Annotated in this window: 12 protein-coding genes; 9 read left to right on the top strand and 3 right to left on the bottom strand. The window is 51.2% G+C overall.

The annotated features are described in order from the left end of the window. On the bottom strand, nucleotides 1-191 hold a 191-nt coding region (locus tag AAF564_20125; protein MEM8487869.1), incomplete at its 3' end, for an aldo/keto reductase. Between the two features lie 28 nt (nucleotides 192-219). Further along, on the bottom strand, nucleotides 220-669 hold the full coding sequence (locus AAF564_20120) for a DMT family transporter (GenBank protein ID MEM8487868.1): 450 nt from the start codon (nucleotides 667-669) through the stop codon (nucleotides 220-222). Between the two features lie 303 nt (nucleotides 670-972). Between AAF564_20120 and AAF564_20115 the strand changes: the two genes are divergently transcribed. Then, complete coding sequence (locus AAF564_20115) at nucleotides 973-1,848, top strand: HDOD domain-containing protein (GenBank protein MEM8487867.1); 876 nt, start codon at nucleotides 973-975, stop codon at nucleotides 1,846-1,848. Nucleotides 1,849-1,854: 6 nt separating this feature from the next. Here AAF564_20115 and AAF564_20110 read toward each other — a convergent pair whose 3' ends face one another. After that, entirely contained in the window at nucleotides 1,855-2,940 is a 1,086-nt protein-coding gene (locus tag AAF564_20110) for a DUF3500 domain-containing protein (GenBank protein ID MEM8487866.1), read from the bottom strand. A gap of 157 nt (nucleotides 2,941-3,097) precedes the next feature. On the opposite strand from AAF564_20110, the gene AAF564_20105 reads away from it, so the two are divergent. The 8 genes from AAF564_20105 (at nucleotide 3,098) to AAF564_20070 (ending at nucleotide 14,733) form a co-directional block, all read left to right on the top strand. After that, nucleotides 3,098-4,000: a DUF4097 family beta strand repeat-containing protein gene (locus AAF564_20105; GenBank protein MEM8487865.1), complete on the top strand. Its 903-nt coding sequence runs from the start codon at nucleotides 3,098-3,100 to the stop codon at nucleotides 3,998-4,000. A 249-nt stretch (nucleotides 4,001-4,249) separates the two neighbouring features. After that, nucleotides 4,250-4,867 carry a TetR/AcrR family transcriptional regulator gene (locus AAF564_20100; GenBank protein MEM8487864.1) on the top strand — a complete coding sequence of 206 codons (618 nt, stop codon included), beginning with the start codon at nucleotides 4,250-4,252 and terminating at the stop codon, nucleotides 4,865-4,867. A gap of 117 nt (nucleotides 4,868-4,984) precedes the next feature. Further along, nucleotides 4,985-6,919 carry a long-chain fatty acid--CoA ligase gene (locus AAF564_20095; GenBank protein ID MEM8487863.1) on the top strand — a complete coding sequence of 645 codons (1,935 nt, stop codon included), beginning with the start codon at nucleotides 4,985-4,987 and terminating at the stop codon, nucleotides 6,917-6,919. 82 nt (nucleotides 6,920-7,001) lie between these two features. Next, nucleotides 7,002-9,413: a 3-hydroxyacyl-CoA dehydrogenase/enoyl-CoA hydratase family protein gene (locus tag AAF564_20090; GenBank protein ID MEM8487862.1), complete on the top strand. Its 2,412-nt coding sequence runs from the start codon at nucleotides 7,002-7,004 to the stop codon at nucleotides 9,411-9,413. Between the two features lie 98 nt (nucleotides 9,414-9,511). Then, nucleotides 9,512-10,702 carry a thiolase family protein gene (locus AAF564_20085; GenBank protein MEM8487861.1) on the top strand — a complete coding sequence of 397 codons (1,191 nt, stop codon included), beginning with the start codon at nucleotides 9,512-9,514 and terminating at the stop codon, nucleotides 10,700-10,702. A gap of 43 nt (nucleotides 10,703-10,745) precedes the next feature. Further along, on the top strand, nucleotides 10,746-13,262 hold the full coding sequence (locus AAF564_20080; protein ID MEM8487860.1) for an acyl-CoA dehydrogenase: 2,517 nt from the start codon (nucleotides 10,746-10,748) through the stop codon (nucleotides 13,260-13,262). 158 nt (nucleotides 13,263-13,420) lie between these two features. After that, the gene (locus AAF564_20075) at nucleotides 13,421-14,092 is read left to right on the top strand and encodes a DUF1080 domain-containing protein (GenBank protein ID MEM8487859.1); all 672 of its coding nucleotides are present in this window, start codon (nucleotides 13,421-13,423) and stop codon (nucleotides 14,090-14,092) included. 38 nt (nucleotides 14,093-14,130) lie between these two features. Beyond that, a complete protein-coding gene (locus tag AAF564_20070) occupies nucleotides 14,131-14,733 on the top strand; it encodes a DUF1080 domain-containing protein (protein MEM8487858.1) in 603 nt (200 codons plus the stop codon). The last annotated feature ends 322 nt before the right edge of the window (nucleotides 14,734-15,055 follow it).

Here is a 15,055-nt window from a genome sequence, read left to right as displayed (position 1 = left end):
TCCCCTCCAACACATCCTTCATACCAACTGGCATAGAAGTTAGCAGTGTCGATAAACGAGCCGCCGCGTTCGTGGAAGAAGTCGAAAAGAGAGAACGAGGTGTCCTGGTCTATTTTACTGCCAATCAGGTCTGTGCCCATGAAAAGGGTACTGACCTGAACCTCTGTATTTCCTAAATATACAGTTTTCATTGTGCGATGACGGTTCTGGGTGGTGGGATTAATCGAGGAAGGTTACCATAGCAGCACCGCCGAGCATAAGGAGGATGCCAACGACTTTGATCATCGAAATGGAGACTTCGGGTTGTCCCAACATGCCAAAGTGTGAGAGGACCATGCCCGTGATCACCTGGCCGGCAAGCAAGGTTACAAAGAAAGAGCCCGCATCCATCCGGCCTGGTTGCAGGATCCATGCAATGGCAAAAACAAGGCATGCACCCATGGCGCCGGCAAGCAGTAGCCACTTGTTGACATCCTGTAAGGGTTCAAGTGCGCCAGCACTGTATCCGGTGAAGCCGATGCCAAGCGCTGTCAGGGCGCCAATACACCAGAAGATGGCATTGGCAACTCTAGGGTTTTTCATGATTGCACCTACCTGTCCGTTCATTGCCAAATGGACAGAAAGAATGACGCCGAGAAAAATTGTGAGCGCGAAAAATTGCACTTTCATGATAGATACCTCTGCATATTGGTGGTTAACTAGGGCTACTGCAATGAACTACAGCCTTATTTTTAATACGCGAACAAACACGTATATCGGTCTTCTGTGCAGCAGCAGGTGGGGTGGGTTTTTGTTGGTTGATGCTTATGAATTTAACAAGATGTTAAAAGGAAGCAAAAAAAGACTTCAGAAATTTGGCAGCGTGCCGATACCTACGAAAAGGAAAAGGTGTATGCTCTGGTTATGTTTTGGCATAGCAGACGTTTTGCTACAGCCAGGCATAATTTCATCTCTTTTAGAGGAAGCTACAGTATGTATACCACGCTAGCCGGTGCAAAAAAAGACCCTAATATTTTACCGTTCAGGTTTGCACTTAAAGCCTATATAGAGGATGAACGCTTGAAAATTCCTGTCCTGCCCGATGTGGTAGGGAAGGTTATTGCGTTGATCAACCACCCGAAAGCTGATGCCAATACGCTTGCGCGTCTCATTCACAAGGATCAGGCATTGGCGGGGTATGTACTTCGTGTCAGCAATTCACCTATATTCGCCGGCGCACGGCAAATTCAAACCCTGCGTCAGGCCATATCGCGTATTGGCGCAAAAACGCTCGGCAAAATTGCCCTTTCCATCACGATGCAGGGCAAAGTGTTCAAAGCTAAAGGCTATGAGCACGTGATAAAAAGCATCTGGCGCCAAACCCTCTCTTCCGGAGCCTTTGCACAGGATTTTGGCCAATTGATAGGTGAGTCTTCTGAAAGTCTTTACCTGTGCGGTCTGCTACATACGGTAGGCAAACCGGTCATCCTGCAGGCATTGCAAGACCTTAAACAGGAATTGGACATGGATCTGTCCATTGAAGCCGGTCTTTCATTGATGGAAGAATTCCATCAGGTCGTAGGGTTCAAAGTGGCCGAACAGTGGAAAATGCCAGAAGCGGTAAAAGAAGCTTGTATGCACTACCTCGAGCCCGAAGGGGCCGAATTGTACAAGAAGGAAGTCCGGGTGACCTACCTTGCACATCAGTTTGCGCTGTTTGTGGATGAAGATCCAGATGTAGAGACCCTCCGTGCCCTTGCTGAGCATCCGAGCGCAATAGCGTTGAACATACAGGGTTCACATCTTCGCAAAATGGTACCGCGGCTCGAGAAAATGCGGTCCTTCCTTGAAGCTATGTCACTTGCATAAACCAGTTTAATGCGTGTGCGACGCCGAACTGGCGTTGTAATGTTGGTGGAGCAGGTCACGGCCGAAGTCGTTTTGCAGGTCACGCCAGACGGTATGAATGTGGTTCGCGTTGGTCTGGGTATTGTCGTATTCGATGAGCAAAGTTGTGCCATGCAGGCGGTAATAGTGGCCTTGCCCAAGAGATTCGCTACCGGCCCAAGCAAAATGGATCGTGTCGTATCCTGCAGCTTCTATATGCGCACGTTGATGTGCTGCTACTTCAGGCTTCATATTGCCCAGATACACGTCGATCAACCTTATTACGAGCTGTTGTTGTTCAGCTGTCATGGCAGCATAAGCAAGGCCCTCTGTGCGCTCCAACATGGCTTCACGGCTGTTTCCCGTTATGATGTCGCGAGGAGCAGTATCCGCAATGATCACCTGTTGCTTTTGCTCGGTGGAGAACGTGCGCATAAGCTGACGGGCTACATCGATTTCTTCTGAGAGTAAGCGCAAGCCGGTAAACGGTCCTGTTTTAACTTCAGCAGGATTTGCACCCCAAAAAGCCGGCACCACGTCAATTGTGTCGGCAATAGACGAAAAATTCAGGGAAAGGTGGTGGCCTTCAAATCGCCAGCCCCAGGCCGAATCAGCTGCCGGCGTGCCGAAAATGGTGAGGTAATACAACAACGGATCTCGGTACTTGGGTCGGTTTTCAATTTCACCGAGGATACGCTCCAACTGCTGTACGCCAGTGGTTTTCAGGTATCCCTTGGTACTCAGTACGCTTTGAAGCAATGCGTGTAAGGCAGCGCGCTGCTGCGTAGACATTGATTCAACCGCCAGGCCCTGCCGTTTCCCGGGAATAGGGACAAAATTCCAGTTGAGGCGCTCATCATCTGAGAAGGCCCAATGCAATTTCTCCTGCTGCGATGCATCGGTTGTAAGTGAAATGAAGTTTTTGGCTGCCTCGCGCATTGTTGCGTTTGCAGGGGCATCTGTTGTGTTCGCCGGCAACGCATTATCAGATGCAGGTCTTGTTGTGTTTTCCGTCCAGAAAATCCAGGTAAATGCTACAATCAAAAGGGCCGCAAACGTCAGTTTTAGCTGCATGATATCGGTATTGGGGGGCGAGTAGGGCGTGTTTAATACAAGCTAACAATAATTGCTGACGGAAGAAAAGAAAGTGTTAAAAAATGAAACACTGCGCGTTAAACTGCCGTAAAGCCCGACTATTAGCTCAGTATTAAGGAAAACTGCTATAAATATTATGCGCCTTCATCGGATTTTTCCACTCATGTTACTGCTGGGGTTTGTGACCAGCATGCCTGCCCAGGCTTTTATCGGCTACGATGTTGAAGACATCGTAAAAGAGTCATTCAAGGTTCGGGCCGGCGGTACGCTGTACATCGAAATGGATTACGGCAACATTGAAGTAGAAGTAGGTGATGACGATGCGGTTCACATCGAAATGATTCGCACTGTTCGCGTAAACAGTGAATCTGAGGCGCGCAAGATATTCAACGATTTCCACTCGTACTCATTTGAGCAGCGCCGGGATGACGTTACCATCGAGTCGCGGTATACCGAAAAACGTGGTGGCTGGGGAAAATGGGGAAAAAAGAACCGCTTCAAAATTACCATGAAAATTATAGTGCCTGAAGACTATAATGTGGACTTCGAAACTGGGGCTGGTAACATTGATCTAGGTGATCTTGCCGGCGAAGTTAACGGCCGCACGGGCGCTGGTAATATCACAATTGGTGCTGTAGACGGTATTGTAGACATTACTTCAGGTGCCGGCAATGTAAATGTTTATGGCGCAACAGAGCATGTTGAAGTGCATACAGGTGCTGGTAACATTGAATTGAACGACGTTACAGGGTATGTCCGCGCAAATACCGGTGCTGGCAATGTTACGGCGAGCATTACAAGCCAGCCAGAGAGCGATTCCAAGCTAGAAACAGGCGCTGGCAATGTTACGGTTTATCTCTCGAGAAAAGCAGGTGTATTTGTAGAAGCAATTGCCAGTATGGGCTCTGCATCCAGCGACTACCCACTCAAAATACAGGGTAAGTGGATGACAAAATCTTTTGAAGGTGAAGTGAATGGCGGCGGTCCGGACCTCTTTATGCGGGCGGGCGTAGGTAATGTATCGCTACGGAGCCGGTAATTCGCTTACATGCATCTAGGTACATGTTTTTACAAGCCGGCACCCACGCAGGGGCCGGCTTTTTTTATATTGTGGCTTGTTTATTGCGCAAAGCACGGTTAAGCACACTTTGCTGCAGATACACAGCACACGTGGCACTTTTTTACCGCACTTCTTACCTCGAAGGTAACATCCGACAAAAAAAATTTGAAAACGCTTGTAACAGCGGGAAATATTTAGTTACTTAACAGTGTTAACTAGCTAATTAAGATGAGCGATTCACCAAAAGAACATCAGGATCTAAAGCGGCTCATTTTGGATACGACCCGTCGTCTTCTCGTTTCCAATGGGTTTGCAGGGCTATCTATGCGTACGATAGCCAGAGAAATGAATTACAGCGCGACCAGCATCTATTTGCATTTTAAAAATAAAGATGCCTTGTTTCATGCACTGATCGAAGAGGGGATGGCAATGCTGTTTGAACGGCAGCGAAAAATAGCAAAACAATATTCGCAAGATGTGCTGGAGCGTCTTCGGGCGCTCTGCGCGGGGTACATCAAGTTCGGTCTTGAGTATCCGGAGTATTACGAAATAATGTTCATGCTGCATCCTGAACTAACCACCCGCTTTCCTAAAGAGAGTTTTCGCCGCGCACGCCGTAACCTGGCCCTGATGAAAATCACGCTGGATGAAGGCATCAAACGCGATGTTATAGATGTGGAGGACAGCCACGCAGCAACCAACGTTATGTGGGCATCCTTACATGGTGCGGTCTCAATCTTGTTGGCTCGTCGACTTGAAGCCCGCATTAACCCACAAGATTTTATTGAAAACATGCTTGATAACATTGTTCGCAGTGTTGCCAAGCCACAATTTAGCACTGCCTGAGTAGTGCTTTAGCCAGTAAATATAGCCAGACGCCGGGGATAAATGGAGGGTGCTGGTAGCGCTTCCAGTCCAGGCAAGGCAACCATGTTAGTTTGAAAAAACAAACCGATGGTACCTATGGAACAGGCCGTACAGGAGATACACAAAACTGATGTCGCACGGGTACACCCCCAGTCGAGTTATGCCAAAGGATCTGGTACCCCTGTCTTGGGCAAAACACTTCCCCAGTTGTTATATGACGCAATTAGCAAATATGACAACCGGCGCATGTTCAACCGTCGTAATGGGGAGGACTGGGAAACCCTCTCCATCGAAGCATTCAGGGATCAGGCTGAACAGTTGGCCCTTGGTTTACTCGACCTTGGACTAAATCCTGGAGACCGGGTGGCGCTGTACATGGAGAGTGATACTAACTTCTGCCTTGCAGATATGGGCAGCCTTATTGCCGGCCTGGTGGACGTTCCCATATACCTGAACCAGTCGCCGGGTGCCAACGAATTCATTCTGCGCCACAGCGGATCCCGTGCGCTTTTTGTGTCGAGTTTGACGCGGCTGCACGACATTGATGAATTGCTGGCAGAAGCGCCCGAAATTCGAACCGTAATTGTTGCTGAGCCTGAAGAAGACCAGAAGCTGACACCGCTACCTGAAGGCGTACAATGGCTGTCGATGGCTACCGTTCGGTTGCGTGGCGCAAAGAAAATGGTTGATGCGCCTGATCGTGTAAAAGAGATGGTTGCGGATATCAAGCCGAAAGATATTGCATCCATTGTCTATACGAGCGGCACAACAGGAGAACCCAAAGGTGTCCTGTTAACCCACGAGAATATAGCTGCAAATGCCCTGACTGCTTATGCTGAACTGGGCACGGTGAAAGGCGGGCAACGGGGTGACGTTGTACTGTCCTTCTTGCCTTTATCCCATATCTTTGCAAGAACCCTGTGGTACGGCGTGTTGGGGTATGCCCTCACGATTTATTTTACAACACCAGATTTACTTGGGGAAGACCTGAAACGGGTACGTCCGACCATGTTCGCGACCGTTCCGCGGGTACTGGAAAAAGTTTACGGCCGGATTCTCGAAAAAATAGCGTTGTTATCTGGTGTACAGAAGCGGTTGGTGAACTGGTCGCTTGATTTGGCCGAATCGTACGAGGTCGACAAAAAGCTGCCGGCTGGTAAGCGGGTACAGCTACAGATGGCAAACCGGCTTGTATTTAGAAAATGGCGCGCTGCATTGGGTGGGCGCATCAAATTTATCATCACAGGTGGCGCTGCCCTGGACGGCAAACTAACCAACCTGTTTGGTGCAGCAGGGGTAACGATTTTGCAGGGATATGGACTGACTGAAACCAGCCCTGTTATCTCGTTTAACCGGCCCGACCGTAACCGCGCCGGCACAGTGGGCGAGCCGCTGCCCGGTGTTGAAGTCCAGATTGCTGATGATGGCGAAATTCTGACACGCGGCCACCATGTGATGCAGGGATATTACCACAACGACGAGCGTACCGCAGAAGCTATAGATGCAGATGGCTGGTTTCACACCGGTGATATCGGCGAGTTATCAGCCGATGGATTTTTGCGCATTACAGATCGGAAAAAAGACCTCTTCAAGCTTTCAACAGGCAAGTACGTTATGCCGCAGCCACTGGAAAATCGGTTGCGCAGCCATCCCCTGATTGAGCAGGCCGTGGTTGTTGGCCTTGGACAGAAGTATTGCGCAGCGTTGCTTTTTGTGGAACAGGATACCTTGCGTATTTTTGCCGGTACCCGTGGCCTCAATGCGGATATCCCAATGGAGCGGCTTGTGCAGCATCCAAAGGTATTGCAACGCTATGAGGAATTGGTAACTGTGGCAAACGAAGGCATGGACCATTGGAATACCATCAAGTCATTTCGATTGATGACAGACCATTTGACCATTGAAAATGGATTAATGACACCAAAACTGAGCGTCAAGCGCAAACTGGTGCATGAACGATTTGCAGACGCGATCAAAGCTTTATACAATGACTCGGAGGCGAAGGCACATAGAAAAGTGCTCGCATCCTGACATTCAATTACGCATCAACTTGATATAGATGCTGCCGGCGTGTTAAGGCTTGCGCAGCAACACCTTAAATATTGATTAACACATGGAAGTGAATACGCTTGAAGTGGGACATATAGATTGGTCTAACGCACGAGCTTACAAGACATTCAGCAAAGTAACCGTGCTGGGGGCAGGGACGATGGGTGCGCAGATTGCCGCGCATCTTGCGAATGCAGGCCTACAGGTTCGGTTGCTCGATATCGCGCCAGCAGAAGGCAGCAAAAATGCTGTTGTCGAGAAGCTGTTCAAGAAAGCAACAAAACTGAAGCCGGCGCCGCTGTTTACGCCGGCAGTTGCCAAACGCATACAACTGGGCAATTTCGAGGAAAACTTCGACTGGGTAGCTGACGCCGAGTGGGTGATTGAGGCTGTCGTCGAGCGTATGGACATCAAGCGCCAGGTCATGGCGCGCATCGCTGAAACGGTAAGTGATAAAACCATCGTGTCCACAAACACGAGCGGATTGCCCATCCATCTGATTTCAGAAGGATTGCCATTAAGCTTCAGGAGACGATTCCTGGGCACCCATTTTTTCAATCCGCCGCGCTACCTCCGCCTGTTAGAAATCATTCCTACACCAGACACTGCCCCAGAGATTATTGCGCGCGTTGCTCATTTTGGTCGCGTACACCTGGGCAAAGGGATTGTTGTCGCCAAAGACACCCCTAACTTCATCGGCAATCGTATCGGTATTTACGGTATGATGCACGCCATTCGGTCATTTACTGAAGGCGGATATTCCATCGAAGAAGTCGACACCCTGACGGGTCCGCTTACGGGCCGACCAAGATCTGGTACCTTCCGTACGGCAGATGTCGTCGGATTGGATACCATGTTGCACGTAGCAACCAACCTGTACGATGCCATTCCGGAGGACGAAAGCCGTGAGATATTTGTGCCGCCGGCGCTTTTGAAAAGTCTGGTGGAAAATGGTGCACTGGGCTCAAAAACCAAAGCCGGGTTTTACAAAAAGGTAGGGCGCGACATCCTCTCGATTGACCCTGTCAGCGGCGACTATACACCAGCGGCTGAGATGGATCTTGGCGACTTGAAAGCAATCAAAAAAGCTGGCGCACTGCCGGCACGCTTGCAAGCCCTCTATGCAGATACAGGTCGTGCCGGCCAGTTCTTCCGCGCTTCCACACACGATATGCTTGGCTACAGCGCGCGTCGCATTCCCGAAATTGCTGATGATCCTTCGGATATCGACCGTGCCATGCAGTGGGGATTTGGTTGGGAACTGGGGCCGTTTGGTATCTGGGATGCAATCGGATTCAAGCAAGTGCTGGATGATATGCGCGCAGCCGGACAGACTTTGCCGGCCTGGGTTGATAAAATGGAAGCAGTCGGTGCTACCGGTTTCTACAAAGATGCCGGCAATGAACCACAGGTATACCTGCCCGAAAAAGGGGGATACAGTGCTGCTCAACAGCCTGCTGATGAGCGTGGCCTGACCCTCATCAAAACAAACAAGCAAGCTGAATTGTGGCGGAACGAGGAGGCCGCATTGCTCGACATGGGCGATGGTGTTGCGCTATACGAATTCCGGTCCAAAGCGAATTCGCTCGGTAGCAAGGTGATGCAGGGCTTTCTGGATGTGATAGAGAAAGCAGAGAATGATCCCAATATTCGTGGTATTGTAGTTGCCAACGAAGGCAAAAACTTTTCGGTGGGGGCCAACCTCGGTGAAATGGCAGCCGCTGCGCAGGAAGGTAAATACCACCTGATCGACGAAACGATTGCCAATTTCCAAAAGGCTGTGCAGCGCATCCGGTATGCGCAGGTACCGGTGGTTATGGCGCCACACCAGCGCGTGCTAGGAGGTGGCTGCGAAATTTGTATGGCTTCGTATCAGCCTGTCGCTGCTGCTGAAAGCTATATGGGGCTTGTAGAGCTTGGTGTTGGGCTGATTCCGGCCGGCACAGGGACGACCTTCCTCACCGTTATGGCAGCGCAGCGCGCAGCGGCCGGCTTCTCAAACCAGGTGCTCGATTATTTGCAAGTGTACTTCCAGCAGGTAGCAATGGCTACGGTTTCTGCGAGTGGACTTATGGCAAAAGAAATGGGCTATCTCTCACCACGTGCTACCGTGGTGATGAATGACGCGCGGCGTTTCCCTGTAGCCAAGGACACCGTCTTTGCCTTGTCTGAGTCTGGCTATCTGCCACCGCCAGTGAATACCCATGTGATGGTGCTGGGCCGGCCTGGCCGGGCTGCGCTCGAAGTGGGCGTCCGTCAATATGAAAACGGCGGGTTTATCAGTGAATACGATCGATTCCTTGCGGTGCAGCTCGCCCATGTTATGACGGGAGGTGACCTGAGTGGACCTCAAGAGGTTCACGAAGATTACCTGGTTGAGCTGGAACGAGAAGTGTTTCTCCGGCTTTGTGGCGAGAAAAAGACGCAGGAGCGTATCGAACATATTCTTACAAAGAACAAGCCACTGAGAAACTAACGCCCCGGGAAAAACACTACCCGAATTACTGGCGCTATCCTTCGGGAAGGTGTCAGGAAGTAACTTACTATTGAGATAGATCGGATATAAATAGATTTATGGAAGCTAGAAACGGAGCATATATTGTCAGTAGCGTTCGGACTGCGGTTGGCAAAGCAAAGCGTGGCACGCTGGTGCATACGCGCCCCGAAGATATGGGGGGTGTTGTTGTCCGCGAAGCCCTCAATCGGGTTAATGGATTGGAAGATGAGCAGGTCGATGATGTCCTGATCGGCTGCGCCATGCCGGAAGGGCCGCAAGGGATGAATATGGGGCGCGTTATTGCGCAACGCGCAGGTTTGCCCGATGAGGTACCCGGTGCTACAATTAACCGCTTCTGTTCATCGGGTTTGCAGACCATTGTCATGGCTTCTCAGGCGATCATGGCTGGCCATACAGACATCGTTGTTGCCGGCGGAGCTGAGTCGATGAGCCAGGTGCCGATGACAGGATTTTACTTTTCGCCGGATCCGGATGTGGTTGTGGATGATCCGGATGTATATATCGGTATGGGCAGCACGGCAGAAAATGTTGCGGCCAAATACGAAGTGTCGCGCGAAGAACAGGATCGCTTTGCATTTCAGTCGCATCAACGCGCTGTGGATGCTATAAAAGCGGGCCGGTTTGCTGATGAAATTGTGAAAATGGATGTGAAGCATACAGCTTACAAGGCCGGGCAAGTGCACACCAACACCATAACTTTTGATACGGACGAAGGGCCGCGTGCTGATACGAGCATTGAAGCATTGGCCAGACTGCGCCCCGTATTTCGGATGGGTGGTACGGTTACGGCTGGGAATGCATCGCAAATGTCTGACGGTGCTGCTGCAAGCGTCATTGTTAGCGAAAGCGCGCTGAAGTCGCTGGGTGTTGATCCGATGGCGCGTATTGCCGGCTATGCTGTTGCAGGCGTTGCACCAGAATTGATGGGGATTGGCCCAATCAACGCCATCAAGAAAGTCCTTAAACAAACAGGCCTGTCTGTTTCCGATATTGGACTGGTTGAACTCAACGAAGCTTTTGCCTCGCAGGCGCTGGCGGTTGTGAAAGAAACCGGGCTTTCTGAAGATATTGTAAATGTAAATGGTGGTGCTATTGCCCTCGGGCACCCGCTTGGATGTACCGGGGCAAAGCTAACAGCCACGCTGTTGCATGAGATGAAACGGCGGGGCGTCCGCTATGGCATCTGCACGATGTGTATTGGTGGGGGAATGGGTGCAGCAGCGGTCTTTGAAAATATGATGCGCTAGTACATCAGTGCTTGCGTTACTTATACACTAAACCCGAAATCCAATGAACTTACCCTATTTTGAATTCTTCGCCAGCCTGCCGGCATGGACGGTAGCACTGAGTGTGCTTGCGGTACTCGTTGTGCTGGGGTATACAGGGGCTCCGCTTTGGTTATGGACCATCGCCGGTGTAGCTGCGCTCTATGGATTTGCTGCACCAACCTGGCTGTGGGCTACCTTTGGCGTCCTTGCCGTTGTGCTCAATCTGCCATTCCTGCGGCGCATGCTGTTCACTGGCCCCGTGCTGAAGTTGTTGAATGCCCTCAAGTTCTTACCAACGATTTCTCAAACCGAGCAAACGGCCATTGAAGCCGGCAATGTGTGGGTAGAAGGGGAGTTGTTTTCGGGTAAGCCCGATGGCAAACGCATTGTCAACGAACCCTACCCGTCGTTAACAGCTGAAGAACAGGCGTTCCTGGATGGACCGGTTGAAGACCTTTGCAGCGTAACGCACGATTGGGAGGTATTCCAGCAAAAAGGATTACCGGCTGAAGCCTGGGAAATCATGAAACGCGACCGGTTCTTTGGGATGATTATTCCGAAGAAGTATGGCGGCCTCGAGTTCTCACCACTGGCCAACAGCGCGGTTGTTCAGAAACTGTCTTCACGGTGCGGACCGCTTGCTACTACTGTAATGGTGCCCAACTCGCTCGGGCCGGCAGAATTGCTAATCCATTATGGCACCCAGGAGCAAAGAGACCACTATTTGCCCCGCCTTGCGCGTGGGGAAGACATTCCTGCGTTTGCCCTCACAGAACCCAACGCGGGGTCAGATGCTGGCGCGATCAGCTCCAGCGGCGTCGTATTTCGTGGTGATGATGGTGCGCTGTATGTCCGCCTTAACTGGCGCAAACGGTATATCACACTAGCTGCGATCTCAACGGTGCTTGGACTTGCGTTCAAACTGCGCGACCCGGATAACTTGTTGGGCAAAGGTACTGCACCCGGTATCACGTGTGCTTTGATTTCTACCGGACTGGATGGCGTAGAACTCGGCAAGCGGCATGATCCATTGGGCGTGCCTTTTTACAACTGCCCAACTGAAGGCCACGATGTAGTTGTGCCTGTTGATGCCATTATCGGTGGCGCAGAAGGCGCCGGCCAGGGTTGGCGTATGTTGATGGAATCGCTGGCTGCAGGCCGCGGTATTTCACTGCCTGCCTCAGCAGCTGGTGGTAGCAAGCTGGTCTTCCGCGTTGCTTCTGCGCACGCCAAGGTGCGCAAGCAGTTTGGATTGCCCATTGGCTTGTTCGAAGGTATCGAAGAGCCACTGGCAGAAATTGGCGGATACAACTACATGATGGAAGCCGCGCGCAAGTACACCTGTGGCGCACTCCAGCAGGGAGTTGCGCCGGCGGTTGTGACTGCCATCGCCAAGTACAACTTCACCGAGTTGCAGCGTAAGGTGATCAACCACGGCATGGATATTCTCGGGGGCAACGCCATTTCCTGGGGCCCAAAAAACCTGGTGGCTACTGCCTACATGAATACGCCGATTGGCATCACGGTAGAAGGGGCAAACATCCTGACCCGTACGCTGATGATCTTTGGTCAGGGCGCCATCCGTTGTCATCCCTACATCTATGATGAAATTCAGGGTTTGATGCACGGCGATGTGAAGCGATTTGACGGTGCATTCACCAGCCACGTAGGGCACACAATACGCAACAGCTTCCGGGCATTGTTGCTAACGTTGACCCGTGGCCGGCTTGCAGGATCGCCAGTTTCCGGACCATCCGCACGGTACTGGCGCAAACTGGGCTGGGCTTCAGCTTCGTTTGCATTTCTTGCAGATGTTGCGCTGATCGGCCTCGGTGGTAACCTCAAGCGCAAAGAGAAGCTCACCGGGCGCTATGCCGACATCTTCTCGTGGATGTATCTTGTCGCTGCTACGTTGCGCCGCTTCGAAGCAGAAGGCCGGCCCAAGGAAGATCTGCCTTACCTGAAATGGTCGATGCAGTACGCCTTTAGCGAAATGCAGAAAGCCTTCAACGGGATCTACAAGAACTTCGATGTGCCAGTGATTGGCTTGTTGTTCAAAGGCCCTGTGGCCATGTGGTCTCGCCTCAATCCGCTTGCTAACGGGCCGTCAGATAAAGTAGGACACGCTGTAGCACGCGCCATGCAGACGCCCGGCGATCAGCGTCAGCGGCTTACGCAGGGCATCTACACGCCTGATAACGTAAACGAGCCGATTGGGCAGCTTGAGCAGGCTTTTCGCCTGGTGTATCAGGGTGATAAAGTAGCTCGTGTGATTTCCAAAGCTGTTCGCGCTGGCAAAATCGAGAAAGGCAGCCCAGAGCAAATGGCAAACACTGCGCATACGCAGGGATTGATCAACGATGAAGAGCTTGATTTGCTTGCGCGAGCGGAAGCGGCTCGAGCCGAAGCGATTCGCGTGGATGATTTCACACTCGAAGCGTACATGCAAGGTGCCGTTGCACCAACGCCTGTGCCTTCACACGGTGATGGTGCCGGCGGTGATGGTGCGACCATACGCCCGCGTACAGCGTCTGCGTAAAGCTGCTTAGCAAACATTAATCAGAAGCGGTCCGGTTTGTGCGCAAGCCGGACCGCTCGTATTATGTAGGGATAGCTTAATCGACAGACGTAGCAGACGCCCCCAGTATGAAGCTCAAAGCATTAGGTTTGGTATGTATACTCGCGAGCATAACCTGCTTGAGTCATGCCCAGCAATCAGATGATGACTTTGTTGCCATTTTTGATGGTGAAACGCTCAATGGCTGGGATGGTGACTCAACCTACTGGCGTGTGGAGTATGGTAGTCTTATTGGAGAGGTGACGCCGGAGACCATCTTAACGCGAAACAGCTTTATCATCTGGCGAGGAGGTACAGTTGGTGATTTTGAGTTGAAAGTTGAATATCGCGTTACGGATGAAGGCAATAGCGGCATCAATTATCGCAGCGTGCAACTGACTGATGCGCCGTGGTCGCTTGCCGGCTATCAGGCGGATATCGACGGGCCGAACCACGACAAACGCCTGCCGCGCCGCCGCTACACAGGACAGTCTTATGAAGAGCGTGGCCGCCGGTATTTAGCCTGGCGTGGAGAGATGGTACACGTGGATAGCGCCGGCGTGGTCAACGTAATTGGATCCCTTGGCAATCGCGACTCCCTCGAGGCGTTCATTTACAGCAATGGTTGGAATCAATACCACATCATTGCGAGAGGTAACACGCTCACCCATATCGTAAATAGCCGCGTGATGGCCCTTGTTATCGATGATGATCTTGAAAACCGGCGGATGGAGGGCCTACTGGGCGTTCAGGTACACACGGGTGAACCGCACAAAATTGAGTACAGGAATTTTCGGCTTAAAAAACTGTAATTTGTGAACAATCATCTTGAACCCTATTCATTCAGCATATGACAACGCCACGCTTCCTCATTGCCTGCAGCCTCCTGCTGCTATTACCCGTAACCCTGCAGGCGCAATCTACAGGAATTCCTGACGCGTTTAACGGAAAAGACTTCGCCGGTTGGATTGTGCCAGAGAACAATATTTGGTGGAGCGTGCAGGATGGCGTGCTGCAGGCAACGAGCGACCCTGAACAGTCCGGCTCAGTACTGTGGACCGAGCTGTCGTACAGCAACTTCATGATGCAATTTGAATTCAAGATGGGACAGGGTGTCATAGATTCGGGCATCTTCATGCGCAACGAACATGATCAGATTCAGATTGGCGAGTCGGGCTCCTTAAAGCGTGACATGACAGCCTCGCCTTACATTCCTGGGAAAGGCTATCCGGTAGAGGCTGAAGGAGTAAAGGAATTGCTCAAACCAGCGGACTGGAATGCAATGACAATTGTTGCCATTGGGAATAACTATTCTGTTTGGCTAAATGACAGGAAAGTGATGAGTTACGAGTCTGAAACAGCTATCGAAGAAGGACCAATCGGCATCCAGCTTCACGCGAATCGAGACATGGAAATCTCTTACAGGAATATTGCTGTTGCGTCACTCGATTGAGCCTGGTGAAAACGGTTTTGTGTTCCAGGCCAGGCGTGTAACTGCCATCTACAATCATATTTAATCCCATCAAAGAGCCTTAATTGCCCGGGCCGAAAACCTTCAATCTGTAACTTTCAGCCTTCAACAAATCAATCCTTCAGGATTGATTCCCTCAGTATGTCCGTTTAACCGTATTTTTCGGCCAGGGGTCAGAGAACACACCACCGGCTTCCCATTGCGCTATTTCTTTCTCCGTTAGAAAGCACTTCTTCAGCGCATCTGCAAATAAATCGACCTGCGTTTTATCGCCTATCACCGTGATATGGCAGTGGCGATCACC

The organism is Bacteroidota bacterium, assembly GCA_039111535.1.
GTDB lineage: Bacteria > Bacteroidota > Rhodothermia > Rhodothermales > JAHQVL01 > JBCCIM01.
This window is presented reverse-complemented; position numbering and strand designations above follow the sequence as displayed.

Excerpts from the sequence above, each read along its gene's own strand:
- AAF564_20120 (MEM8487868.1), bottom strand. The coding sequence starts at position 669 with ATGAAAGTGCAATTTTTCGCGCTCACAATTTTTCTCGGCGTCATTCTT.
- AAF564_20115 (MEM8487867.1), top strand. The coding sequence starts at position 973 with ATGTATACCACGCTAGCCGGTGCAAAAAAAGACCCTAATATTTTACCG.
- AAF564_20110 (MEM8487866.1), bottom strand. The coding sequence starts at position 2,940 with ATGCAGCTAAAACTGACGTTTGCGGCCCTTTTGATTGTAGCATTTACC.
- AAF564_20105 (MEM8487865.1), top strand. The coding sequence starts at position 3,098 with ATGCGCCTTCATCGGATTTTTCCACTCATGTTACTGCTGGGGTTTGTG.
- AAF564_20100 (MEM8487864.1), top strand. The coding sequence starts at position 4,250 with ATGAGCGATTCACCAAAAGAACATCAGGATCTAAAGCGGCTCATTTTG.
- AAF564_20095 (MEM8487863.1), top strand. The coding sequence starts at position 4,985 with ATGGAACAGGCCGTACAGGAGATACACAAAACTGATGTCGCACGGGTA.
- AAF564_20090 (MEM8487862.1), top strand. The coding sequence starts at position 7,002 with ATGGAAGTGAATACGCTTGAAGTGGGACATATAGATTGGTCTAACGCA.
- AAF564_20085 (MEM8487861.1), top strand. The coding sequence starts at position 9,512 with ATGGAAGCTAGAAACGGAGCATATATTGTCAGTAGCGTTCGGACTGCG.
- AAF564_20080 (MEM8487860.1), top strand. The coding sequence starts at position 10,746 with ATGAACTTACCCTATTTTGAATTCTTCGCCAGCCTGCCGGCATGGACG.
- AAF564_20070 (MEM8487858.1), top strand. The coding sequence starts at position 14,131 with ATGACAACGCCACGCTTCCTCATTGCCTGCAGCCTCCTGCTGCTATTA.